The 23,675-nt window shown below is 40.1% G+C and carries 29 protein-coding genes; 19 read left to right on the forward strand and 10 right to left on the reverse strand.

The annotated features are described in order from the left end of the window. Positions 1–175 precede the first annotated feature (175 nt). Positions 176–1,162 (reverse strand): aldo/keto reductase, encoded by a 987-nt coding sequence (locus CR194_RS17220; RefSeq protein WP_110611340.1) that lies wholly within the window; start codon positions 1,160–1,162, stop codon positions 176–178. Between the two features lie 611 nt (positions 1,163–1,773). Between CR194_RS17220 and CR194_RS17225 the strand changes: the two genes are divergently transcribed. From CR194_RS17225 to CR194_RS17230, 3 genes are all read left to right on the forward strand, one after another. Next, on the forward strand, positions 1,774–2,427 hold the full coding sequence (locus CR194_RS17225) for a YusW family protein (RefSeq protein WP_110611342.1): 654 nt from the start codon (positions 1,774–1,776) through the stop codon (positions 2,425–2,427). A 213-nt stretch (positions 2,428–2,640) separates the two neighbouring features. Continuing rightward, positions 2,641–2,766 carry a hypothetical protein gene (locus CR194_RS20755; RefSeq protein ID WP_269845727.1) on the forward strand — a complete coding sequence of 42 codons (126 nt, stop codon included), beginning with the start codon at positions 2,641–2,643 and terminating at the stop codon, positions 2,764–2,766. Between the two features lie 333 nt (positions 2,767–3,099). Further along, complete coding sequence (locus tag CR194_RS17230) at positions 3,100–4,038, forward strand: LPXTG cell wall anchor domain-containing protein (RefSeq protein WP_110611344.1); 939 nt, start codon at positions 3,100–3,102, stop codon at positions 4,036–4,038. A gap of 101 nt (positions 4,039–4,139) precedes the next feature. Here the strand turns inward: CR194_RS17230 and CR194_RS17235 are convergent, their stop codons facing one another. Beyond that, a complete protein-coding gene (locus CR194_RS17235; protein ID WP_110611346.1) occupies positions 4,140–5,216 on the reverse strand; it encodes a M42 family metallopeptidase in 1,077 nt (358 codons plus the stop codon). A gap of 423 nt (positions 5,217–5,639) precedes the next feature. On the opposite strand from CR194_RS17235, the gene CR194_RS17240 reads away from it, so the two are divergent. The 6 genes from CR194_RS17240 to CR194_RS17265 all read left to right on the forward strand — a co-directional run bounded on the left by CR194_RS17240 (position 5,640) and on the right by CR194_RS17265 (position 8,908). Beyond that, positions 5,640–5,882, forward strand: a complete 243-nt coding sequence (locus CR194_RS17240) for a hypothetical protein (protein ID WP_110611348.1) — start codon at positions 5,640–5,642, stop codon at positions 5,880–5,882. Positions 5,883–5,977: 95 nt separating this feature from the next. Further along, positions 5,978–6,664 (forward strand): AIM24 family protein, encoded by a 687-nt coding sequence (locus CR194_RS17245; RefSeq protein ID WP_110611350.1) that lies wholly within the window; start codon positions 5,978–5,980, stop codon positions 6,662–6,664. Between the two features lie 32 nt (positions 6,665–6,696). Continuing rightward, positions 6,697–7,035 carry a hypothetical protein gene (locus CR194_RS17250; protein ID WP_110611352.1) on the forward strand — a complete coding sequence of 113 codons (339 nt, stop codon included), beginning with the start codon at positions 6,697–6,699 and terminating at the stop codon, positions 7,033–7,035. Positions 7,036–7,057: 22 nt separating this feature from the next. After that, positions 7,058–7,369, forward strand: coding sequence for a hypothetical protein (locus CR194_RS17255; RefSeq protein WP_110611354.1), 312 nt, complete (start codon positions 7,058–7,060; stop codon positions 7,367–7,369). A gap of 163 nt (positions 7,370–7,532) precedes the next feature. Beyond that, positions 7,533–8,177, forward strand: a complete 645-nt coding sequence (locus tag CR194_RS17260; RefSeq protein ID WP_110611356.1) for an SIMPL domain-containing protein — start codon at positions 7,533–7,535, stop codon at positions 8,175–8,177. 149 nt (positions 8,178–8,326) lie between these two features. Then, positions 8,327–8,908: a GNAT family N-acetyltransferase gene (locus CR194_RS17265; protein WP_110611358.1), complete on the forward strand. Its 582-nt coding sequence runs from the start codon at positions 8,327–8,329 to the stop codon at positions 8,906–8,908. A gap of 204 nt (positions 8,909–9,112) precedes the next feature. Here the strand turns inward: CR194_RS17265 and CR194_RS17270 are convergent, their stop codons facing one another. Together CR194_RS17270 and CR194_RS17275 are read right to left on the reverse strand one after the other, a co-directional pair. Then, entirely contained in the window at positions 9,113–9,382 is a 270-nt protein-coding gene (locus CR194_RS17270) for a DUF3006 domain-containing protein (RefSeq protein ID WP_110611360.1), read from the reverse strand. A 1-nt stretch (position 9,383) separates the two neighbouring features. Continuing rightward, entirely contained in the window at positions 9,384–10,850 is a 1,467-nt protein-coding gene (locus CR194_RS17275) for an MBL fold metallo-hydrolase (RefSeq protein ID WP_233254406.1), read from the reverse strand. 156 nt (positions 10,851–11,006) lie between these two features. Here CR194_RS17275 and CR194_RS17280 point away from each other — a divergent pair, with 156 nt between their 5' ends. Next, on the forward strand, positions 11,007–11,756 hold the full coding sequence (locus CR194_RS17280; protein WP_110611362.1) for a potassium channel family protein: 750 nt from the start codon (positions 11,007–11,009) through the stop codon (positions 11,754–11,756). Between the two features lie 44 nt (positions 11,757–11,800). Here CR194_RS17280 and CR194_RS17285 read toward each other — a convergent pair whose 3' ends face one another. Together CR194_RS17285 and sda are read right to left on the reverse strand one after the other, a co-directional pair. Then, positions 11,801–12,337 carry a helix-turn-helix domain-containing protein gene (locus tag CR194_RS17285; RefSeq protein ID WP_233254407.1) on the reverse strand — a complete coding sequence of 179 codons (537 nt, stop codon included), beginning with the start codon at positions 12,335–12,337 and terminating at the stop codon, positions 11,801–11,803. Positions 12,338–12,415: 78 nt separating this feature from the next. Further along, on the reverse strand, positions 12,416–12,544 hold the full coding sequence (gene sda, locus CR194_RS17290) for a sporulation histidine kinase inhibitor Sda (protein ID WP_110611364.1): 129 nt from the start codon (positions 12,542–12,544) through the stop codon (positions 12,416–12,418). 263 nt (positions 12,545–12,807) lie between these two features. Here sda and CR194_RS17295 point away from each other — a divergent pair, with 263 nt between their 5' ends. Together CR194_RS17295 and CR194_RS17300 are read left to right on the forward strand one after the other, a co-directional pair. Then, a complete protein-coding gene (locus CR194_RS17295) occupies positions 12,808–13,356 on the forward strand; it encodes an LOG family protein (RefSeq protein ID WP_110611366.1) in 549 nt (182 codons plus the stop codon). A 40-nt stretch (positions 13,357–13,396) separates the two neighbouring features. After that, entirely contained in the window at positions 13,397–14,386 is a 990-nt protein-coding gene (locus tag CR194_RS17300) for an LLM class flavin-dependent oxidoreductase (RefSeq protein ID WP_110611368.1), read from the forward strand. A 171-nt stretch (positions 14,387–14,557) separates the two neighbouring features. Here CR194_RS17300 and CR194_RS17305 read toward each other — a convergent pair whose 3' ends face one another. Both CR194_RS17305 and CR194_RS17310 read right to left on the reverse strand, forming a co-directional pair. Further along, on the reverse strand, positions 14,558–14,980 hold the full coding sequence (locus tag CR194_RS17305) for a hypothetical protein (RefSeq protein ID WP_146035971.1): 423 nt from the start codon (positions 14,978–14,980) through the stop codon (positions 14,558–14,560). Between the two features lie 350 nt (positions 14,981–15,330). Next, on the reverse strand, positions 15,331–15,777 hold the full coding sequence (locus CR194_RS17310; RefSeq protein WP_110611372.1) for a DUF4385 domain-containing protein: 447 nt from the start codon (positions 15,775–15,777) through the stop codon (positions 15,331–15,333). Between the two features lie 142 nt (positions 15,778–15,919). Here CR194_RS17310 and CR194_RS17315 point away from each other — a divergent pair, with 142 nt between their 5' ends. Continuing rightward, positions 15,920–16,837 (forward strand): aldo/keto reductase, encoded by a 918-nt coding sequence (locus tag CR194_RS17315; protein ID WP_110611374.1) that lies wholly within the window; start codon positions 15,920–15,922, stop codon positions 16,835–16,837. Positions 16,838–16,919: 82 nt separating this feature from the next. Here CR194_RS17315 and CR194_RS17320 read toward each other — a convergent pair whose 3' ends face one another. After that, positions 16,920–18,113, reverse strand: a complete 1,194-nt coding sequence (locus CR194_RS17320; protein ID WP_110611376.1) for a chromate transporter — start codon at positions 18,111–18,113, stop codon at positions 16,920–16,922. Positions 18,114–18,246: 133 nt separating this feature from the next. Between CR194_RS17320 and CR194_RS17325 the strand changes: the two genes are divergently transcribed. The 6 genes from CR194_RS17325 to CR194_RS20345 all read left to right on the forward strand — a co-directional run bounded on the left by CR194_RS17325 (position 18,247) and on the right by CR194_RS20345 (position 23,072). Further along, positions 18,247–19,368, forward strand: coding sequence for a cysteine desulfurase family protein (locus tag CR194_RS17325; RefSeq protein WP_110611378.1), 1,122 nt, complete (start codon positions 18,247–18,249; stop codon positions 19,366–19,368). A 368-nt stretch (positions 19,369–19,736) separates the two neighbouring features. Beyond that, positions 19,737–20,666: an ectoine hydroxylase gene (gene thpD, locus CR194_RS17330; protein WP_110611380.1), complete on the forward strand. Its 930-nt coding sequence runs from the start codon at positions 19,737–19,739 to the stop codon at positions 20,664–20,666. Between the two features lie 31 nt (positions 20,667–20,697). Continuing rightward, a complete protein-coding gene (locus CR194_RS17335) occupies positions 20,698–21,603 on the forward strand; it encodes a manganese catalase family protein (RefSeq protein WP_110611382.1) in 906 nt (301 codons plus the stop codon). Positions 21,604–21,662: 59 nt separating this feature from the next. Further along, on the forward strand, positions 21,663–21,851 hold the full coding sequence (locus CR194_RS17340) for a YjzC family protein (RefSeq protein WP_110611384.1): 189 nt from the start codon (positions 21,663–21,665) through the stop codon (positions 21,849–21,851). Positions 21,852–22,012: 161 nt separating this feature from the next. Then, positions 22,013–22,717, forward strand: a complete 705-nt coding sequence (locus tag CR194_RS17345) for a DUF2294 domain-containing protein (RefSeq protein ID WP_110611386.1) — start codon at positions 22,013–22,015, stop codon at positions 22,715–22,717. Positions 22,718–22,928: 211 nt separating this feature from the next. After that, a complete protein-coding gene (locus CR194_RS20345; RefSeq protein ID WP_158282304.1) occupies positions 22,929–23,072 on the forward strand; it encodes a metal-sensitive transcriptional regulator in 144 nt (47 codons plus the stop codon). 47 nt (positions 23,073–23,119) lie between these two features. Here CR194_RS20345 and CR194_RS17350 read toward each other — a convergent pair whose 3' ends face one another. Then, complete coding sequence (locus tag CR194_RS17350) at positions 23,120–23,506, reverse strand: sensor histidine kinase (RefSeq protein WP_110611388.1); 387 nt, start codon at positions 23,504–23,506, stop codon at positions 23,120–23,122. Between the last annotated feature and the right edge of the window lie 169 nt (positions 23,507–23,675).

Genomic DNA, 23,675 nt, shown 5'->3' on the forward strand with positions numbered 1-23,675 from the left:
TTAATTCAAGTCGTGAAGTTGCAATGCTAGAAATATAAATCTCTTTTTCATCTTGCTAAAGGTTGTCCAATTTCCCTCAAAAAAACCCCTCCGAGCAACATGCTATCTACATTTCGTGTTCTTAGCATGTGTATTCTAAGGGGATTCCATCTGTTGTTAGTTTTTTGCAAGAAAGTTATTCTTTTATTGGCAACGGTGCTTCAGGAGAGATTAATTTTTGTTCTCTCATTTCCTCCCAGAAGGCTACAGGAATATCAGCGTTCATAGCATTGATATTCTCTAGAATGCGCTCAGGGCGAGTAGTACCTGGAATGACAGCAGCTACTGCCGGATGGGCCGCTGAGAATTGAAGAGCAGCTGAAATTAAGCTGACCTGATGACGCTTAGCGATCTCGTTCATGCGCTCTACCCTTGAATTGATTTCAGATGGGGCTTTTTGATATGCATAATGAGAGCCACCAGCGATAACACCTGAGCCATAAGGAGCACCAACCACGATTTTGATTCCTTTTTCTTCAGAACCGGGCATTAACCGCTGTAGAGCATATTCATGATCTAATAGGGTGTATTGGGTAGCCTGAACATGAATATCTGGCTTTGTTTCTTCTAATTCATTTGCAAGCTCAATGGGTTCCGTTGTGTTAACGCCTAATCCCCAACCTTTAATGACACCTTCGTCACGAAGCTTGTTCAGCTCACGGAAAGCTCCTGTTCTTGCTTCTTCAAATAATGAGAGCCACTGATCTCCATGGAAATCCGGTGAGATATCATGGACGTAAACAAAATCCAGTCGATCGGTTTTCAATCGTTCCATACTATCTTTAATGGAGCGACGAGTACCCTCTGCAGAATAATCATTAACAATTTTATTCTTGTGGCCGAATTCAAATAGACCTTCTTTTTCTTCCTCTTCGTCTAAGATGAGTCGTCCAACTTTTGTGCTTAACACATAGTCGTCCCGATCATAATTAGACAATACTGCTCCTAATCTCATTTCAGCGAGACCAGCTCCGTAGAAGGGCGCAGTGTCAAAATAACGAATGCCGTTATCCCATGCTGTCTTGACTGTTTCAAGTGCTTCTTCCTCTGGAACGTCTCGAAACATATTTCCTAAAGGCGCCGTTCCAAAGCCAAGTTTTCCGTTCTGTTTTAAATTTATCATGTTAATTATCCTCCTTTAATAATAAAGGGATTGTTTCAAAAGCCCTTATGACATCTAGCAAGTAATTATCAATAACCTGAGCAACTTATTAGCTGTCATTTTGTCCATTACCGATAAAATTGAAAATTAAACACCTAGAAGGGGGGCTAGTGAAACTATTCATGTAAGAGTAAGACAGGATCAGGAATATTTATCGACTTAGGGCACGAAATCAATAAGTTACCCTTTAATAAGTGAGGGCTTCCTTTAGATTGAACCGATTTTTTTACACTTTTCTTATCGCTAGAAGCACGACCGTGTTTGCGGATTTATAGATATCATCTGAGTATTGATAAAACCACGATTCTATTTCATCCAATTGGACCGCCTCCTTTCAGTGCTGTGCGTTTGATTTACTAATTAGACGATTGAACTTCTTATCATATTACATCAATTTTTTAACTGAACAGGTGGGACTGAATGAAATCTTTTTTTCTATTTATTTTAAATTAAATGAAATTTTGGTACTTTGGGGCTAATCTAGTTTAATCGAGTTTATGAAGTGCGTGAACAGGAAACAGACCCTAGTCGCTAAAAAATATATTTAAATTAATTGAAAGAAGGGTTTAATAATGAAGAAGTTTGCTATGAGTATCGCAGTATTAGCTGTAGTTGCAGCAGGGTGTGGAGACAACAATGAAGGAATTAACACAGAAGAAAATAATAATAATCAGAACAATGAAGTAACAGAAGAGCCTGATGTAAACTTAGCTGATAATGAAGAGAACGAAAATAATGATATGAATATGAACGACAATTTTGAAGATAACAATGATGGTTTAGATAATAATGATGCAATGAATGATGATGAAGAAGAGGCTGAAGCAGTCGCGGATCAAGATATTAACAGTTTCGATTTAAACGTTACATTAGTTGACGAAACAGAGTGGGAATTCTCCTACACTCCTGAATCAGAAGATGAAGAAGGGGACGCTACGGTCAGTGGAGATGATCTAGATTTAGAAGGCGAAAATGCGATGGCTGAAATGGAAATCTATTTATCTAACTTCCACGTGGACGCAGCAACGGATCAAGAAGATATCACTTCTGAAATTGCTAACACGTTCGACTTTAATGAAGAAGACTTCCAAGAGTACAACTTGACGATTGATTTCGCTGATCAAGAGAATGAAACAGAATGGACATGGAGCCAAGACGAGGAAAATGATGACTCCGCTGAAGAAAATAATGATGCATTAAATAACGACGATGACGTAAACAACTAAAAATGATAGTGAAAATTCATTGAGCCTAAGTTCGCAACTTTTTTGCGGACTTAGGCTTTTGATGTTAATAATGAGTTTTTTTGAAAAATGTAATTATGGTTGTAGCTTGTTTGATAAGGTTGGTAGTCGGTTTGAGTGGAGTTGTAGCCCTTATGGAGATTTGTAGCTGGTTTGAGAAGGTTGGTATTCGGTTTGGAGGGAGTTGTAGTCAGTTTGAGTGGAGTTGTAGCCCGCATGGAGAATGGTGGCTGGTTTGAGAAGGTTGGTATTCGGTTTGGAGGGAGTTGTAGTCAGTTTGAGTGGAGTTGTAGCCCGCATGGAGAATGGTGGCTGGTTTGAGAAGGTTGGTATTCGGTTTGGAGGGGGTTGTAGTCAGTTTGAGTGGAGTTGTAGCCCGCATGGAGAATGGTAGCTGATTTGAGAAGGTCGGTATTCGGTTTGGAGGTAGTTGTAGCCGGTTTGAGAGAGGTTGTAGCCCGTATGGAGAATGGTAAGCCAGTTTGAACGCTCGTGTACCTGAATGACGTATTCTCCTCCTACTTGAAAAATATTTATTTCCTATTTTTACATAAAAAGGTTTATGCTGTCGAACTGGGAGGTATATATTACCAAGGTTAACAGAACGAGAGAATTCAGTTTCATAGAATCCCAAAAAAATAAGGAGTGAGCGGTTTGATAAACAAAAAGCAAGCAACTACTTTTTCTGCCTTGTCCTTGTCGATGTTGTTGGTTAGTGCGAATAGCACATTTGCAAATGATGATATGACGGCGGAGGATGTACTAAATCATTCAAATGAAGCAATGGAAGATATTCAGAGCTTTTCAAGTATGACCATGTTGCATCAGGTTATCTCAGACGAAGTGTCAGGTGAGGTGGAAATTCATTCTGAAATTGAACAAGATGTAATCCTGGATCCTTTCAAGCTTCATCAAGTTGTGACGACTAGCTTACCTGATGCTGAAGAAGAAACCGTAACTTCTTATTGGACAGATGAAGGATATTTCATGGAAGACCCTGAAGGTGGATGGATGAAAATTGCCGACGGATCGGAAGATATGGAAGGAATGGCGCACCACCCAAGTAATCAGCTAGGTGAATTTGAAGCGATGTCTGAAGACTTGACTCTCTCTGAAGAAGATAATTATTATGTCGTTACATATAACGGTGATGGGGAAGAACTGACATATATCATGAACCAAGCCATGAACGATGGGATGAATGGCGAAGACATGGATATGATGGAAGACATGTTAGGGGATGTGGAGGTCCACGATTTCTCCTATGAAGTCTTTATCGATATGGATACGCATTATATCAGTTCCATTCATTTGGAAATGGACATGGAAATCGAGGCTGAAGGAGAAACAGCTACAATTGAGCAAATGATGGATATGAATTTTCACAATTACGATAGTGTAGAAGATTTCGATGTTCCGCAAGAAGTCGTTGAAGGTGCACAAGGTATAGACGAAATGCTAGAAGAGGCTGAGGAAGGGGACGAGCTCCCAAATACAGCAACTAATCATCCGATGTTTGCTCTCGGTGGGTTAATGCTTGCTATGCTAACAGGCGGAGTACTCTTCTTTCGCAGGAGAACTGCACAAGAATAACTAATTATTGATACAGGAGACAGTAGCCACTCTGTCTCCTGTTCTCGTTTGGAGAATCTTAACGAGCTTGGAAAAAGCGAGTGGCTTCGTTTGATTTCACATTAATGCAAGCCAATGATACCGTGTATTGTATCTTTATCCAGCTTCTTGATAACTTCACATAACAAGTCAATAGCATGATCTAAATCGTCGTGATGAACGATGGAGACATGGCTATGAATGTACCTGGCTGGAACACTTACGACCATCGTAGGAACTCCTTTATAAGCGATGTGGAACTTTCCTGCATCTGTGCCACCCCCTGCCATGATATCTGTTTGGTAAGGGATCCGGTTTTCTTTCGCTGTCTCCACAACGAAATCACGTAATTTCCGATGAGGAATCATCGAGCGATCCATGAAGGATAATATTGGCCCCTTCCCTAGGGATAACCCCGTTTCCTCTTGATTCATACCTGGAATATCCCCGGCAACGCCCACATCTGTAGCAAAAGCGATCGACGGTTCGACCATGTTTACTAAAGTCTCAGCGCCTCTAAGACCTACTTCTTCTTGAACGGTCGCACCTGAGTACAAGGAATTAGGCAGTGCTTCATCTTTTAAGCGAGCCAAGACTTTTAACGCAATGTAGCAGCCAGCCCGATTATCCCACGTACGGCTTAGAAGCATTTTCTCATTAGGGAGCGGCTCGAAAGGACAAATCGTCGCGATAGGATCACCAACAGCCACTCCGAATGATTCTGCCTCTTTCCTAGAACTTGCGCCAATATCGATAAACATCTTATCTATGTCCAACACTTTTTTCCGTTCCTCAGGTGAAAGCACGTGAGGAGCTTTAGAACCAATGATCCCTGTTAAATCTTTCTCTTTCGTTAACACTTTCACTCGTTGAGAGAGCAACACGTGTCCCCACCAACCTCCTAGTGGACGAAAGCGCAAAAAGCCATCCTTGGTAATAGAACTGACAATGAATCCCACTTCATCCATGTGTCCTGCTAGCAACACTTTCGGTTCACCACTCCCTATCTTGCCAACAATACTGCCTAAGTTATCAGAATAAATATCATCTGTATAAGTAACAATCTCCTTTTTCATAAAACGATAGATGCGATCTTCAAACCCTGGTAACCCTTCAGTTTCAGTTAAACCTTGCATTAATTGATAATCAGCTCTTTCCATATCGTTCCTCCTTAAGGTTGGATACTTATAGCATCAGTAAGGAAGATCATTTTATTCAAAATCGCATAAAATAGTTTTTTAGCGATTGTCGCAGATGTCTCCCTCGAAAAATTTCGAGTTTAGAAATTTCTTTCGAGGGAACTAATGTTATTGTTTACCAATTTATGTGACTAGAATCTGTTCTAACATTCGCAGAGAATGCAAATCACAGATAAAGACTACGAAAGAATTGGATATGGGAAGTCGATAGGAAGATATTTTGCAGAGATTCTTTCCTATTTAATTATGATTATCGGATATGTCCTCGTAGGACTGACTAAGAAAAAACAGGGCTTCATGACATGTTGGCCAATACATATGTGATCTATAAGAAATAAGCCTTTCGTCATTTTAATAGAATGATAGAAATAAAGGAGTGGTTTGATGAGTGATAATCAAGTTCCCCAAAAGAGTATGTGGAAGGGGCCGATGTTTACAAAGAAAATTGATTATATTATTTTCGCGATTATCGGTGCGGGTGCAGCGGTTTTCAACACGTACCGGCGAGAGACAACGGATTTAACTTTTTGGCAAGGGCTGATTGTTATAGTGATTCTAGCAGGCATTGTCGGAACCATTCTTACGTTTTTAGGGCATAAATGGCGTAAGAAAAAGGGATTAGAGTAACAGTTAAACTTTGGTGGTGAGATCCTCATCATGACATTAGTGACTGCCGAACCTTTGCTTTTCAAGATAGATAAAAAATTGAAAGGGTGACTCACATGAGCAAATATTCCATTCAAGAATTTATCAATGAAACGAAAAAAACAAAGGAGCCAAAGGATTCATTTGATCTTGAAACAGACCGGATTTTAGACGTGCAATTAGCAGGGAATTTATGGGCGAAAATGGGATCGATGATCGCTTACATAGGAGATGTAAAGTTCGAACGAGAAGGCCTGATGGATCATGGAGCTGATCGCATGCTGAAGAAAGCATTTACTAGCGAAGGTAGCGAATTGATGAGTGCAACAGGAAAAGGACAAATCTATTTATCAGACCAAGGGAAGAAAATCACCATCTTAGATTTACAAGGAGAAAAAATAACCGTCAATGGGAACGATCTTCTAGCGTTTCAGCCTTCTGTAAACTGGGATATTCATATGATGAGAAAAGTAGCGGGCATGATGTCCGGCGGGTTATTCAATATCATCCTAGAAGGCCAAGGCAAAATAGCGATCACGACCTATTATGAACCGCTAACCTTGTTAGTAGAACCAGGGAAGCCCGTGATGACAGACCCGAGTGCAACCGTTGCATGGTCAGGTCATTTAGAACCAGAGTTCAAAACGGATATGAATTACAAGACGTTTTTAGGTCGAGGAAGTGGAGAATCCATTCAGATGAAGTTTGAAGGAGAAGGGTTCGTCATTGTTCAGCCATGTTTTGAAGGAACTTCTAACCAGTAAAGCACAGCTTCAAACGTGAAAGGAGAGGTTGTATGGCACGAACGATTTTACAATATATTCTCATAGGCTGTATCCTGACTGCCATATTGGGATTCACTACAGTTACATTAGGAAGCTGGCAGCTATTTCTAATACTCACTGTCATCTTAGCTATAGCTTCGTTCATCCCTTTAATCGTAGCTTCATTTACAACCAGCAAGGTTCCAAGACCGACCGTTTATGGAACATCAGCGCCAGGGAAAATGACCACTATCAATGCAAATGAGCAAAAACAAGAGGACGGAAAACTTATGAAATGGGCATTCCGTTCAGCGTGCATCGGGGTCCCATTACTCGTATCATTTTTCGTATTTGGCGTCATGGTTCTATAATTAGTTTAGAAGGTGAAGTCCAATGGCATTAACTGCCAAACAAAAACTAAACATTTATCTGTTCGGTCCGCTCGTTCAAATTACTGTCGTCTTTGTTACTCTTGCCTTGCTTGAAGTGGGTTGGCCCCCATGGCCAAATCTTGTGGGTCTTAGCCTAGGTATCATCATAGTCGGTATGATTAGAGGGAAATATTTTGCTCATACGATAATTGACAAAGGCACTACCCATCCAACAAAAAAACAGCTGATCGGACGAGTCATCTTTTTTTCAATCGGAGGAGCATTTATCCTCTTTGTCCTCATCCGGTTTTTCTATATTCTTCTAGGATCGTAGGATTGTACAGCATATCTTCACAAGAGCTTAGATCCTTTAGTGCCAGTAAACAGTAGAACAAATTTAACTAAATAGATGCACCCTCTTCTGCCAAGCATTTTTCCTCCTTGCTACAGCATATACATTCATTAATGTAGATAACAAGAAAGGTGGCGGAGTGCTTATGTATGATTCATATCGAGAACAAGGGAACGGAACTCGTATGATGACAGTGATAGGGGAGGGGAACCTTTCAGTAGAACCAGATACAGCCAGCGTTGAATTAGACGTGGTAACGGAAAATGAGTCTCTAAGTCTAGCTCAGCAGGAGAATGCGGTGATCATGACCCAAGTGATCCAGGCTCTCATTCAATTAGGCATTCCGAGAGAACATTTGCAGACAACGACTTACAACATTCGCCCAACGTATGATTATGTAGACGGCCAACAAGTATTCAGGAACTATCAAGTAGTTAACGGATTGACCGTCACAATAAAAAACTTGAATCAAGTGGGGCAAGCAATCGATGTTGCCGTAGAAAATGGCGTTAATCGAGTGTCGAATATCGAACTGACGGTAGAAAATCCGAATGTGTTGTATCAAAGATCTTTGAACAAGGCGTTGCAAGATGCTCAATTGAAAGCTCAAACGATTGCTCGTACATTCAATGTAAATGTTGATCTAATTCCTGTGAAAGTAATTGAATTAAACATCGACCGTGACCGTCCTTTTACCGCCTTTGCATCTGTCCAAGGGGCGACGACAACTCCGATTGAGCCGGGGCAGCTCGTGATTGTGGCAAAAGTAGAAGCGCAGTTTCAATATTAACATTGAATTTTTATTAAAAAGGCAAAGAGTTTGTGGTAATATTTAACTTATCTTTTTTGAAAGGTGTGATGGCTTATGACAAATCTATTTTTTTTCAGTAGAAAAAGCACATATGTATCAAAAAAACGTCATGAAAAGGAGACATCACATTGTCAAAAAAAGAAAAAACGTTCGACCTCTGTGCTGAATCTGACCGGTTAATTTTACGCCCTCTTGAGGAAGAGGATTACAAGAATTGGCTGACTGAATTTAAAGCTAGAAAACCTTCTCATCACCGTCATGATGAAGGGAAGAGAGACATGAGTATTTGTTCGGAGAATTGGTTTGTTAACTTGGTAAAGAAACACCAGCAGTTGGCGTTAACTGACGAATCCCATATTTTCGCTGTTTTTCGCAAAAAGGACGGGAAGCACCTAGGAATGGTAGATTTCTCAACACTTGAAAGGAATGACTTTCAGTGGGGCAGGATCGGCTATATGATTCATAATCAGCACTGGAAAAATGGCTACGGACATGAATCAGTCAAGCTTGCAGTGGATCTGGCATTCAATGAGTTGAAATTCCATCGGATTGAGGCCCACATTAACACAGACAACGAAGCTTCTATCCGGTTAGCCAAAAGCGTCGGCATGTCTTATGAATGCACAAGAAAAGGGTTCATTTATGAATTCGGAGGCTGGACCGATAACCTGATATATTATATGAATTCCAATACAAAAGAGAGTATCTAATACCTATACTTTGAGAAAAGCGAGCTTGGAGGAAACTCCGGCTCGCTTTTAAGTCGATAGGAGGGTGTTTTTATCTAATCTCAGGTAAAAAAAGAGCAATGATGGGAGATTAGCGACGAACAGAGGGGGAGCGTTAGTCTGAACGCAGCCAAAATGAGAGATTAGCGACGAACAAGGGAAGTATCTCGACCTATATACATGTGATTACTTCCTCTTAAACTTACTCCCGCTACTTTTTTTCTTGATCCGTGCTAATTGATTCTTTATTTTCGTTTTTTGAGCCATGGTCTTATCATGATCGATCGTCATGTTTATCACCTTCTCATTCTCAAGGATGAGATGAAGCCAAGTCCCTTCTTTAGCTCCGTCAGGCAACTCCCCTCTGTTCACTACAAATTCTTTTCCTTCAGTTTCTGCAAGAATGACAGCATATTGGTTGTCTTCCATTCGATCAATAACGCCCAAAGTATTCATATTAACCTCCTATACAAGCATTTCCCTCTGATTTGATATCTTCCAACGTTTTAGCGGCAATGCCATTAATCCGAGTCATGTCATCCACTGAACTGAATGGTCGTAAATCAAGCATTTCCTCTGCACGAGCGGGACCGATATGAATGATCTCTTGAAGTTCATCAATAGTAGCACTGTTTATATCAATACATGAAGCATCTGTAGCTGGTTCACTCGATTCCTCATGTTCTTCATTTTCTTTAGTCTCTGTCTCTTCTTCCACCTTTTCTTCCGTGTTGCTCGATCCGCTATCCGTTGAAGAAGGAGAGATCGTACCATCTTCGCTCGTTAGTGTATCGATGTTCTCGCCGTCCGTTTCAATCACAATCGTCCCGTTGACATGTGTTCCGTACAAGTCTACTCCTGCCTCTTGGATTCGTTCCACTACAGAATCATGAGGATGACCGTATTGATTACCCGCCCCTGCTGAAACGATAGCGATCGTAGGAGAAACGGCTGACAGAAATTCTGAAGAAGTCGAGGTATCTGACCCGTGATGACCAAGTTGCAAGACGTCGGCTGATAAGTCGTGATCACGTGTAATCATGGCCTGTTCTGTTTGTGTTTCAGCGTCCCCAGTTAGTAAAAAGGAAACTTCGCCGAAGGTAAATTTGGCAGTGAGAGATCCTTCATGAACATCACCGGTTAACGTTTCCGGGTTAAAGACTTCGATTGTAAGAGGATCAATACCAAAGACATCACCCGCTCGTGGCTCTTCATATGCAACATCAGAAGATTCGATCGCATCTAGTACTCGTTCAAATGTTTGAGAGGAGGTCTCATCTCCAGACATCCACACTTCACCGACGTCAAATTCGTCCAATATTTTATCCATTTGACCTATGTGATCGGCGTGAGGGTGGCTTCCGATCATCACGTCTAAAGATGAAATATCTTGATCGTGCAAATAATTGACTGTATCATTTCTGTTCCAATTTCCCGTATCAAATAATACTGCAAATTCCTCACCTTCATGAGTAAACTGGAAAAGGGTCGCATCTGCTTGTCCCACATCAATAAAATGTACAGAAAGTTCTTCTAGTTCTTCTAGTTCCTCAAGGTCCTCCACTTCTTCAAGGACTTCGTTCTCTGGCTCACTATTATTCGTTTCATTAGTTGTTTCATCTGGCTCATTGACGGGTTCATCATTGTTTTCAACCGTATGTTCTTCCATATTTTCATTTTCTAGAGACTCTTCTTCAATGGCCTCGGAAGTATCCGTTTCAGTGTTGTTATCAACGTTATTTTCTTCGTTGGTCGCCAGATCTTCATCTTCTTGGTTAGAAGTATCTTCCACTTCTAATTCCTGATTCCCAGTAGTTGTTTCTGCTATAGAATTTCCAGATTCATTTGCATCACCACAGCCCACCACAAAAACAAAGCAAGCCACCCATAAGTAAGAGAACCATTTGTTATGTCTAATACACACTCACTCCTTTTTCTGCATTTTATCATGCAAAAGAGTTGAGTAGCGGCAATTGGAAAAAATCACCCTATTTTTTTAAAGAAACAGATGTTTTAGAGTCTTGGACATTGCTATACTTTGTATAGGATTATTGAAGTTTGATTGAGAGGATGATAGAGGATGGATGAAGGCATTCAACGGTACAAAAAATTAAAAATATTGTATGAGTGCATGATGGTCATTTTAGCTTTGATTTCTGTGCTTTTTATCTGGAGTGATGATGGCAGTCATTTCGTCCGTAATTTGGATTTAATGATCTGGATTATTTTTGTTGTCGATGTAAGTGTAAGGCTAATCAGAAGTCCCGATAAAATTCAATACCTTAAGAAAAATCCCCTTGATATCGTCGCCATCATTCCTTTTGATAGCATATTCCGGTTGGCGAGGATTGCCAGATTAATCAGATTGGTAAGAAGTCTCGCCATATTAAAACACTATTTACAGCCATTTTTTGCCGTGATGCGCACGAATCATTTAGATAAAGTGGTATTGGCAACGTTTATTCTTATATTCATTTCGTCGATTCCGATACGAATCATTGAACCGACCATTCACACCTATACAGATGCGGTATGGTGGGCGGTGGTCACTTCTACAACAGTAGGATATGGTGATATTTCACCTGAAACACCTATTGGCAGAATGATAGCTATATTACTTATGATGGTAGGGATTGGGCTGTTAGGAATGGTTACTAGTTCGGTAGCTTCCTATTTCTTACAAGGAAAAAATGAAAAAGAGGATAAACCAGCAATTGTGTATATGAAAAGTGAAATCGACCGGATTGAAGAACTTTCTGATGAAGAAATTGATCGTCTCAAAGGAGTTTTAGACAGCTATAAGAAGACAACTGATAAAAACTCTTTATAGTTACTTCACTATTAAACAATTGATTAAAAAAATCCATAAGATGGCTAGGTTATTAAGTGAGTTACGTCTGAAGAAACGGTAGTGCCGCCTATTAAATGACCTGCTTCTAATATAGGTTTACCAAACACGTCGTAAGTTATAAAACCCTCAGAGGTAGGAAAGGTAATCTTTTTTCTAACGATATGATTTGTTTCAATCACTTCCCGCTTTAAGTTCATAAGAGCGATTGTCCCATCATTTTTTGTGATTTGCTCGTCTGTTTTTCCTAATAAGTCATTTGGATCAAAATCATTGTGGGGATTGAAAATCCACGTATACTTTAGTTCCAAGTCGAAGTGTGCAACTACGATAGGACTGTGAATTAAAGAAGATTCAAATAGCACTTCTATTTGATGGGAGAAAAAAGCTGCTGGACTAATAAACAATGCATTGGCTATTTTTTTTGCCACGTGTATACTAGGATCTCTCGTCCCATTTTCAATTTGAGCATAAAAGCCTCGATCAATGTATGCCATGGAGGCGACACATTGTTGAGTCAGTTGTTTATCTTTTCTTAAATTAATTAACCATTGTCTTTTCACGTTCGTTCTCCTTTTTTCCTAACATCCTTATATATCATTTTATATATAGACGAGAGGAAATTAAATGAACGGTAAGGCCTATTCCTTTAACAGTAATCCCCTTTTATTGAGTTCATCCTTGAGTATTTGAATGAATTGGCCGTCTAATTCTAATTCAATCGCTCTTTTATATATTTCTAAAAGTAAATCATCCGTTAATTTATTCAAAGACCTCACCCCTTTATGAAAGATTAAAAGATATGTATGATTTCAGCTCTTATTCAAGCTACCTTAAGATATAGAGACTGTTTATTTGTGATAAGGCGCTAATACTAATACTCTAAAACTAGACAAATCGTTCTTTTTACTTTACTTATATGTTACTATTTTAAAAAACTTGTTTTTGTGGCAAAAAGCCACAAGAAGTGTCATAGAACTTGTGTCAATGCTGTGCAAGTTAATTCGAGTCATGATATAGGAGGATTTTTCAATTGAAAACGATCGCTGTTTTTTGTGGGTCTGGTACAGGAGCTGATCCTATTTATATGGAAGAAGCGAAAAAACTAGGAGAAGCCATTTCAGCCGCAGGGATAAAGCTTGTTTATGGAGGGGCAAGTGTCGGTTGCATGGGAGCTGTTGCTGACGCTGTGATCGACGGTGGAGGTGAAGTGATAGGGGTCATGCCGAAAAAGTTATTCGAGGCAGAAATGGCACATGCCAGATTAACAAAGCTTCACATTGTAGAGAACATGCATGAACGAAAAGCCTTAATGGCAGAGCATGCTGACGGGTTTATGGCGCTGCCTGGAGGAATTGGTACGTTAGAAGAGTGGTTTGAAGTGTTTACATGGTCTCAAATTGGCTATCATGACAAGCCTTGTGCATTACTCAATGTGAACGGCTACTACGAGCCTCTTTTATCTATGTTTGACCATATGATTGACCAAGGGTTTGTGAAATTCAATCAGAAAGACGTAATCTTAACGGACAAAGATTCAGGATCTTTGGTTCAAAAGTTGGTAAATTATAAATCGAATTAAAACATTCATTACTTAAATCTTAGATAGAAGGAGTTCTCTCATGAAACTGAGTATTTTAGATCCTTCGCCAGTCTCTTCCAACCAAACAGCGCAACAGGCATTGCAAAATTCCAGGGCTTTAGCACAAATGGGGGAAAAATGGGGATATACCAGGTATTGGATGACGGAGCATCATGATTTACCAGGACTGGCCTGTTCAGCACCAGAAGTGGTGTTAAGTTACATCGGCGCGCATACAGAGTCCATTCGCCTTGGAACGGGGGCCATGTTGCTGCCTCATTATAAGCCTTTCAAAGTGGCAGAAATTCATCATACTCTAGCGACATTATTTCCTGGACGGATTGATGTTGGGATGGGACGAGCCCCAGGTGGATCGGCTGAGGTCACCAATGCGCTGTCTGATCAGTTCCTACAGCAAGTTTTTAAAATGCCTGAATTGGTCGAAGAGTTGCTACAGTTTTTGGAACAGGACACAGAGAATAATAGGTTGTCTGCTTCGCCACTTCCCGATATAAAGCCTGAGCCATGGCTATTAGGCACAAGTAAAAAGAGTTCACGCCTTGCTGCAGAAAAAGGGATCGCATATGCCTTTGCACACTTCATGAGTGATAACGATGGCAGAGAGTTGATTCAACAATATCTTAAAAATTTTCAACCTCGCAAGGAAGGTGATAGACCTAAAGTGCTCGTTGCCGTATCCGTTATTTGTGCAGATACGAACGAGAAAGCAAATGAAGTGGCCCTTTCTTCACTTATTTGGTCTTTACAAAAGGAGAAAGGTGAAGGAAAAGAAGAGATGCCTTCCATAGCAGATGCTAAACAATATGAGTTGAGCGATGTTGAAAGGCAAAAATTAGCGAAAATGAAACAAAAGATGGTGATTGGTAATCGAAAAGAAGTGAATCGAGAGCTGATCGAGATTAGCTCAAAGTATCAAACGGATGAAATTATGGTGATTTCAACCACATACTCACTCGAAGACATACTGAAATCTTATTGGTTAATTTCAGAAGAAGTAAACCATTCCTAAAACTCTTCGTAGCGATTATGTCTACCGCGAGATAAAATGTATCACGTAAAGATTTTTGCATGACGGAAAGAGGGTGTAATCAAAGATTTATACTGTTGAGGGGGACGACACTTATATTACAGTTGAAACAAAAACAAAAGCACCCCAACAGGTACTTTTGTTTTGTTGCCGCTAAGGTTGGTTTGGTGCCTGGTTTTGTTGGTTCATTTGCTGATTTTGTTGGTTCATTTGCTGGTTAAGTTGGTCTTGAGATTGATTCATTTGATCAGTAATCTGACTTAGTACATTGAATGACTGCAGAGACTGATCGACACCTTGTAGTGTTTCGGAGGCTTGTTTAATGGATTGCTGCAGTTGCTGAATCGTCTGTTGCTGCTGTTGCTGAGCTTGGTTGCTGAATTGCTGAAGTTGTTGGGCAAGATCATTTGCCTGCTGCTGAGTTTGTCCTGAAGTTGTACCTTGTTGTTTTTGAGCATTTTGAAACTGATCCATTTTAGTTTGAATGTCCTTCAGCTGGTTTTTGAGCGGACTTAACTCATGCGAAACTTCTTTATCAACAGCCCTTTCGATCTTTTGCTCTTGTTCTCGTTCCATAGCAAATTCCTCCTTGAAATGATTAGGTGTGTGTTTAGATTTTCTCAACCTGATTATCTTGGCGGGGATTGGAGAAGGTTTGAGATTTAAAGTTAATCTGAACGCGACCCAAATAATCACAGTCATCAACAGTATAGTAAATAGTAGTGATATTTCAGTCAAACAGTCGTCCCCCCTGTGTGGATTACCTCAAGTTAAGCACATCACACCATATAATATGATCTAAAAGAAGAGAATTTATGAAAAAAATTTTAAACAATATTTACTACAAGCAAAAGAATGATAAATGCAAATGAATCGACGCATAATCAAAATAACGGAGAAAAAGGCCTGAATGCTTAAAATACTAATTAACCATATTTTTTCTGATGCTCTTTCTTTTTCTTTAAGTACTCTTCATCGGTTCGGACAATTTTCCATTTCTCTTCGAAAATCCGTGCCGATTCCGCTTTCTCATCATCGATCTCTCGCGTGTTGATCTCCCCTTCTTTATCGTATTTCTTTCCGCCTTTATAGTTCGCGTAACGCCTCGCCCTTGTGTAGCCCATTTGAATAAACTTCCTAGCCATATCCATTCCGACAAAGTCATCTTTTTCTTTATATTGTTCAAAAAGCTCGTAGATTTTCTTGGAGGACTCTTTCGCAATCTCAGGCGTTTTGAATCTCCAATGAGGTAGAATTTCACCTTTATACGGCTCTACCATGAGAACTCCCTGCTCCCCTCGTCCCACTCTATACTTTTCAGGCTCTTTCCTGAAGTCAATGTTGTCAAAATCAAGATCGTAATCAAAACTCATGTTATCCACATCCTTTCCAATAGATATTCCCATAAGAATGATGAACTTAAACGAATGTTAGACAATTGCATAAGTCGAGAAGCTAATGATGCAATAAGCTTCATGGTAAAATAAAACTATTACGAGAAAAGGGGTTGTTCTTTTGAAGAAGCTAAACTTGGGTATAAGTGAGTTACAAGCGGGAGAGATTGCATTAGGATGTATGAGAATGGACCAATTGACACATAAACAAGCATCGAACGTCGTACATACAGCGCTTGAAGAAGGAATAAACTTATTTGATCACGCTGATATTTATGGGAAAGGGAAGTCCGAAGAAGTGTTTGCGGGTGCGGTGGATTTGAAATCTTCTTTACGGGATCAAATGATTCTTCAGACCAAATGCGGTATTCGTGATGGATTTTTTGATTTTTCTAAAGAGCATATTTTGCATTCGGTAGAAGAGAGTTTAAAGCGGCTTCGAACAGATGATATTGATATCTTACTTCTTCATCGGCCCGATGCGTTAATGGAACCTGAAGAAGTGGCCGAGGCATTTACTCAATTGAAAAAGAGCGGGAAAGTTCGTTATTTCGGTGTGAGTAATCAAAATCCTGCGCAAATCGAATTGTTAAAAAAACATGTACAAGATGATTTAATTATTAACCAGCTGCAGCTAAGTCTCATGCATACGCCAATGATTGATGCAGGGTTTAACGTAAATATGCAAAATGATCCGTCGATCGTTCGTGACAGCAATCTCCTTGAATATAGCCGATTGAATGACATGACGATTCAAGCGTGGTCGCCATTTCAGCACGGGATGATCGAAGGGGTCTTCGTTGGAAATGAGGATTTTCCTAATGTAAATGCAAAGCTACAGGAACTTGCGGAGAAAAAAGGAGTAACAGATTCAGCGATTGCTATTGCCTGGATTTTACGTCATCCAGCTCGGATCCAACCTGTCGTTGGCTCGATGAATCCACAGCGTCTTCAAGATATTGCCCAAGCTTCTCATATTCAGTTAACGCGTGAAGAGTGGTATGAACTTTATCGAAGTGCAGGGAATGATCTTCCTTAAAGTTGCATGAAGAGGATGAATAAGAACGTCAATAAGACTGTCCCTAAAGATTCGCGGGACAGTCTCTTTTTTTGCGGTAATTTTAGATGAACGTTAGTAGAAACCCTCCAACAGCTCCTGTTAGTACAACCATCCAAGGAGGAAGTTTCCAGTAAGCTAGCATTGTAAATAAGGTTGCTGCGAACACGAAATCAATAGGGGATCGGATCGAACTGGTCCAGATCGGATGATAAAGAGCGGAAATTAAAATACCTACAACCGCTGCATTGACACCCATTAAAGCAGCTTTCATATGACGATTTTGGCGCAAAACGTTCCAAAATGGCAACGTTCCTAAAATGAGCAGAAACGCAGGCAAAAAGATCGCGAACGTTGCTAAAAGACCTCCTTGCCAACCATTGATGACGGCTCCGATATAAGCAGCAAAGGTGAATAGCGGTCCTGGTACAGCTTGGGCTGCCCCATATCCTGCAAGGAACTGTTCTTCTGTTAACCACCCTGTCGGTACAAACTCTCTCTCAAGTAAAGGCAGAACCACATGACCTCCGCCAAAAACGAGCGAGCCTGAACGATAAAAACTGTCAACCATGGCTACCCAATGAAGTGAAGTGATTTCTCTTAATATCGGTAAAGTGACAAGCAAACCAAAAAACAATGATAAACACACAACAGCAAACCGTTTAGACAGCGGAAATCTGAATGTTGAGCTAGAGGCATCGCTTGTTTGCTGTCTAAACAAAATATAGCCTAAGATCCCAGCTAATATAATTACACTAACCTGTGTAAAAGGGGTTTGCCATAATAACGTACAAACGACAGCGAACAGAGCCAGTGTTTTTCTCTGCACATCTGGGGTTAAATTTTTAGCCATACCTAAGATAGCATGAGCCACAACGGCGACGGCGACAATCTTTAATCCATTGATCCACCCGGCCTCACTTACGCCGAAGCTTTGAAGGGCAATAGCGAACACGATTAGCGCCAGGACAGATGGGAGAGTGAAGCCGATAAAGGAGACTACACCGCCAATAACCCCTGCACGCATAACTCCTATTCCAATACCGACCTGACTGCTGGCAGGGCCAGGGAGAAATTGACATAATGCAACTAAATCAGCGTAACTTTGTTCGTCCATCCATTTCCTTCTTCGTACGTACTCTTCATGGAAATAACCTAAATGGGCGACCGGACCTCCAAAGGACGTGAGTCCGAGCCGTGTGGAAATGATTAAGATTTCCCATAAATTAATAATTTTTATTTTTGATTTAGTAGTCATATGTAAACAACCTTCCCAGATGTTTTCACTCTTTGATAAAATAACGGTATCAAAGGATACTTACAAGAACAATAAAAATGGCTAAAATTAATCATAAATTTACAATCTTAAAACAGTTAAGGAGAGTGGGTACATGAATCAGATTTATTTGGATTATAATGCCAGCACCCCGATTGCCCCTGAAGTTCAAGCAGTGATGATGCCTTTTTTCAGTGAACATTATGGAAATCCGTCCGCACTTCATTTTGCAGGAAGGGAAGGGAAAAAAGCTGTAGAAATGGCAAGATATCATGTGGCTTCACTCCTCAACGCCTCAGCTAATGAAATCGTTTTTACAAGTGGGGGAAGTGAATCCAATAACCACGTGTTAAAAGGTGTATTTGGAAGATTTGAGCGTAAGAAGGCACATATCATTACGACTACCATTGAACATCCTGCTGTTTTAAATCCATGTCATTACTTGGAAAAGTTAGGAGCGAAAGTTACTTATATTGGTGTAGACCGACATGGGAAAGTGGATCCATCCGAGGTGGAGGCGGCAATCAGAAAAGATACAATATTAATTTCTGTTATGCACTCAAATAATGAAGTGGGCACCATACAGCCTATAAGTGAAGTAGGGAAAATCGCTAAAAAGAACGGCATTCTTTTCCATACAGATGCCTCGCAATCTGTTGGGAAAGTGGAGCTTGATGTTAAGGCATTAAATGTTGATTTTTTGACCGTAGCAGGTCATAAAGTCTATGCCCCGAAAGGAATTGGAGCCCTATATATTAGAGAGGGGGTAGAACTAGAACCCCTTATTCATGGTGCAGGTCATGAAAATGGCCGACGAGCGGGTACTGAAAATGTCATGTTCGTTGTGGGGTTAGGGGAGGCGTGCAAACTAGCCAAACAGTTGGTGGGTGAAGCTAATAATATGCATAGCTTAAGAGAATATTTTTGGGGACACCTGCAAGATTGTTGTGGTAATCAAATTTCTTTAAATGGTCACCCGGTGGATCGATTACCTAACACATTAAGTGTGAATTTCTTAAACCAAACGGGACAAGAGATATTAGCTTCCCTCCCACAAATTGCTGCATCTACGGGCTCTGCATGTCATGCGAATGAAATTACTTTATCACCAGTTTTAAAGGCGATGGGAGTTAAAGAATCAGTAGGAAAAGGGGCGGTCCGCTTTAGTTTAGGTAGATATACAACAAAGGAAGAAATTGATGAAATAATCAGATTGTTAAAAAAGATGTTTTACTGAAAAAGAATCTGGGAAGGGTTACTAGTGGAAGCCGAGACATAAAACTCGATTTCTTTATGAAAGATACTAGTCATTCATTATTTAAACACGAGAGATTTATATAAACGTCCAGTAGCAATGCATAGACTAATAGCGCTAAAGCATGAGCTGGAGAGGGTATCCCTATGCCCTTTCCAGCTTTTTTTTTACATATAAATATGACAAGATTCTCTATTTAGCCCTAGGAGGTGCACGTCATGATCGTCATTACGGCTTATTTTCAAAAGGTGAGAGATTCGCCACGTTTCTGGTAGAGCAAGATGGCGAAGTTGGTAGAGAGATTATTAAAAGTTAAGAAACTGTTTTTAGATTGAAAGGAGAAATTGAACATGCAAATGGATCGATACCCATCTAGATTAGGAGATGGAGAAGCGCAAATCTCACAAAGGAAAGATCCCGTCGTTTACGGAAACACAGAAGAGGGACCTTTGAAAAAAGAAGAATTAGATTTTTATGAAGAAAATGGATACTTGCTGTTTGACTCTTTGTTTACAGATGAAGAAGTTAAGGCCATGCAGGAAAGCCTAAATGAAACAATGAGAAAAGAAGAGCTTCGAGAATCAAATCATGTAATCAAAGAGCCGGGGAGCAATGAAATTCGTTCCGTGTTTGAGATTCATAAAGAAGACTCGTTCTTTCAATCTCTTTCTAAATACAAGAGAATTGTCGAGATCGCTGAACAGTTGTTGAAAAGTCAAGTCTACGTGATGCAATCGAGAATCAATTTTAAACCAGGCTTTAAGGGCAAGGAATTTTATTGGCATTCTGATTTTGAGACATGGCACGTAGAAGACGGTATGCCAAATATGAGAGCGGTTAGCTGTTCAATCGTTTTAACAGACAACTATGAATTTAATGGTCCATTAATGCTCATTCCAGGGTCGCAAAAGTGGTATGTGTCTTGCCCTGGAAAGACTCAGAAGGATAATTTCAAAACATCGTTAAAAAAACAAGAATCGGGTGTTCCAGATAATGAAAGTATGACCGAGTTGGTAGAAGAAGCAGATGGAGAAATTGACCGCGCCACAGGTCCTGCTGGGTCTGTTCTTTTCTTCGACTGCAACACGATGCATGGGTCTGCTGGAAACATCTCACCTTACTCAAGAAGCAACATTTTCTTCGTCTTTAATTCAGTAGAAAATCAATTAGTCCAGCCATTTGGCGGACAGAATCCTCGCCCTGAATTTTTAGCGAATCGTAAAGAAATCGAAGCGATTGAACCTATCGGCAATCCCTTTAGAAAATTGCAAAATTCTTAAGGGCAATGAATAAAAACAAGGAGGTTTCATTATGTTTAAACGAATTGACCGATTGCAAATTGATTTACCACGAGTACGCGAACCGGATCCAGAGTCAGCAGGGGCCGTTCAAGAGTTGTTAGGCGGCCGATTCGGTGAAATGTCGACGTTAAACAATTATATGTTTCAATCGTTTAATTTTCGTAGCAAAAAGAAACTCCGTCCGTTCTATGAATTGATAGCTAGTATCACAGCGGAAGAACTTGGCCACGTGGAGCTTGTGGCGAATACTATTAATTTGTGCCTTGATGGACCCATTGGGAACGGCAGCAAAAATCCAGACGATGCTCCATTAAGGGATGCACTCGGCCTTGGGAACAAATTTAACTTTGTTCTAGGTGGACAGAACGCCGTTCCAGCTGATTCTACTGGGAAACCGTGGTCAGGAGATAATGTGTTCTCAAGCGGGAATCTAGTCGATGATTTGCTTCATAACTTTTATCTTGAGTGCGGAGCTAGAACACATAAAATGAGAGTGTACCAAATGACAACGAATGAAACGGCACGTGAACTAACCGGTTATTTACTCGTACGGGGAAGTGTTCATGCCGTCGCCTATGCGAAAGCTTTAGAAGAAATTACAGGGGTAGATATGACAAAGATGTTGCCAGTCCCGGATTTAGATAATTCCAAGTTCGATTACGCAAAGAAATACGAAGATGAAGGATCCCACCTTAAACTCTATCGTTTTAGCGATGACGATTACGGGTTACTGAACCGTATTTGGACAGGCCCGACACCAATTGGACCACCTGGAGAACTTGAAGTAGTCGATGGAACACCAGAAGGGGGAGAAATCCCTGACCTAGCTCATGTCCCAGAAGAATTTGCTCCAGGTTTCGATGAGGAGCAATTCCTAGAGCTTTCTAAACGTTTGAAATATGAAGCGGGAATGTAAAAAGACCGCTTCATGAAAGCATTTTATTAATAAAATTATTTTAAAGGAGCGTATTTATTATGACGAATCGTTACAAAACAGGAGAAAAGGCACCGGAAAACGGTACGTATAAATTTGATGGGTTAACAGATGGACGGAAGAAAAGTAATGCTACAGATGAGGAAGCACAAATTGAATTAAAAAATGGACAAACATTCCCTCCATTACGATCCAGCCAAGAAGCCGCTTACTGGAAAAAGAAAAACTAGTATGACAAGAAGGTTGCGTTGAAAACACGCAACCTTTATTGTCTTTTATAAATAACAAAATGGAACGAAATGGTGTTTATTTTTCCTTGTGAAGAGGTAATAAAATCATATCCTTAACAGAACGTAAACTAGAATTCTTACCTTAAAAGGAATGATAATGTATGGAAGCAAAATCAATAAATGCAGAGTTAGCAAGTTACACAGCCAAGTTATTTCGAGATAATTTTGGGAAAGGACCACAATCTGTGTATGTGTCCATTGAACATCCTTTTGTAACGATCTATCTTAGAGATTTTCTAGCGCCGATGGAGAGGGTGTTAGTAAGGCAAGAGAATTTCATGAAGATCGAGGAGACAAGGGACTGCCTCATGCAGGAACTCATTCCTGAAATCAAAGCAACGCTTAGGGTCACTGCAAAAATTAATATAGATAATATATATTACGACTGGTCTATCAAAAACAGAACGGGTTTGCTTGTGGGAGTCATCACAGAGGATAATGATGAAGAATTGAAGTCTTTTTCTGATTATCCACAAAAACAAAGAGTACATGATGAGATCATTAAAATGAGCAAGCAAGCGGAAAAGGCTCCAGAAGAAGTCGACTCTCTGTATTTAAACTCTAGAACTCTAGTAGTCAAAAGAAGCGGTATTCTAGTTGAGATTGAAAAAGAATTTATCCGCTCGGGATTTACTGAATCTTTGCGTTTAAGTAAAAGAAAGCTGGAAAAAGGAATGTTGGACCCTGGTACTTTCGAGGAAATCTTAGGTTTAAACGTTCTTGATATCTTTGTAGACTGGGATTTCCACTTCGATATTAGCTACATCACCTTTATATTAAAACCACAGAAAAAGAATAGTTTTTAAGCCATAAAACACAAGCTGAAATTTCAAGCCGAAGAGGAGAAGATCCTTTTTGGCTTTTTACTTTGTGTAATAATCTTGTAAGAGATTGTCGAGGAACGTGTAGAGAGCTCTCGCTGAACGTACGTAACATCAGAGATTGACGACGAACGGAGTAGAAGAAGTTTGTTGAGCATCGACGGATCAAAGCAGATTATAATATTTCCCTCTCTCTTTGATTCGATCAGCCCTCGATCGGGCAACTGGATATGTTGTAGCCAAAAATCTTGAAACATGCTTGATTGAACAAAAAGGAACGTCGGCAGAACGGGAAGATACTATTGAAGAAGCTGTGAAGATGCTTGTAAAAAGTCGATAAAAAGAGGTTATCGCCCTATTTAATTGGAGAATCGGTTAACTTGAAAATTAGTTATCCTTATCGTGTGACTTAGGAAGGGAAATCGTAAATGTATGAACATTGTTTAAAGAGGACACGGAGACATCTCCTTCGTGGTGGGTGACGACAATCTCTTTAACGATTGCAAGCCCGAGGCCTGTTCCACCTGTTGCCCGACTTCTAGACGAATCAGCTCTGTAGAAACGTTCAAACAACCATTTCTGTTTATCTGTGGGTAAAGTTGGACCAGGATTAGAGACTTGAATCAAGTAGTTGGCCCCTTTTCGAAATCCACGTAATTTTACTAGACCGGTCCCTTCATAATATTGAATCGCATTTTGTAGTAGGTTCGTTACAGCCTGTTGGATCCCGTCCTTATGAATAAAAAGACGTGCAGGTTGAAGAAATACCCCCAGACGAAAGTATCTAACTTAACATAAGAAGTCAGAATCGGTTTGGTGTTGCGATCCTGTTCTAATCATCTTGTATATATGAAGAACCAACTTCTTCGTGCTCAGTCTTCAAGAACATGTAGTATAGTATTTGTAAGAGATAGCATGTTTGAAATCACAAGATGAAAGGGGC

Source organism: Salipaludibacillus keqinensis (assembly GCF_003226325.1).
GTDB classification, from domain to species: domain Bacteria; phylum Bacillota; class Bacilli; order Bacillales; family Salisediminibacteriaceae; genus Salipaludibacillus; species Salipaludibacillus keqinensis.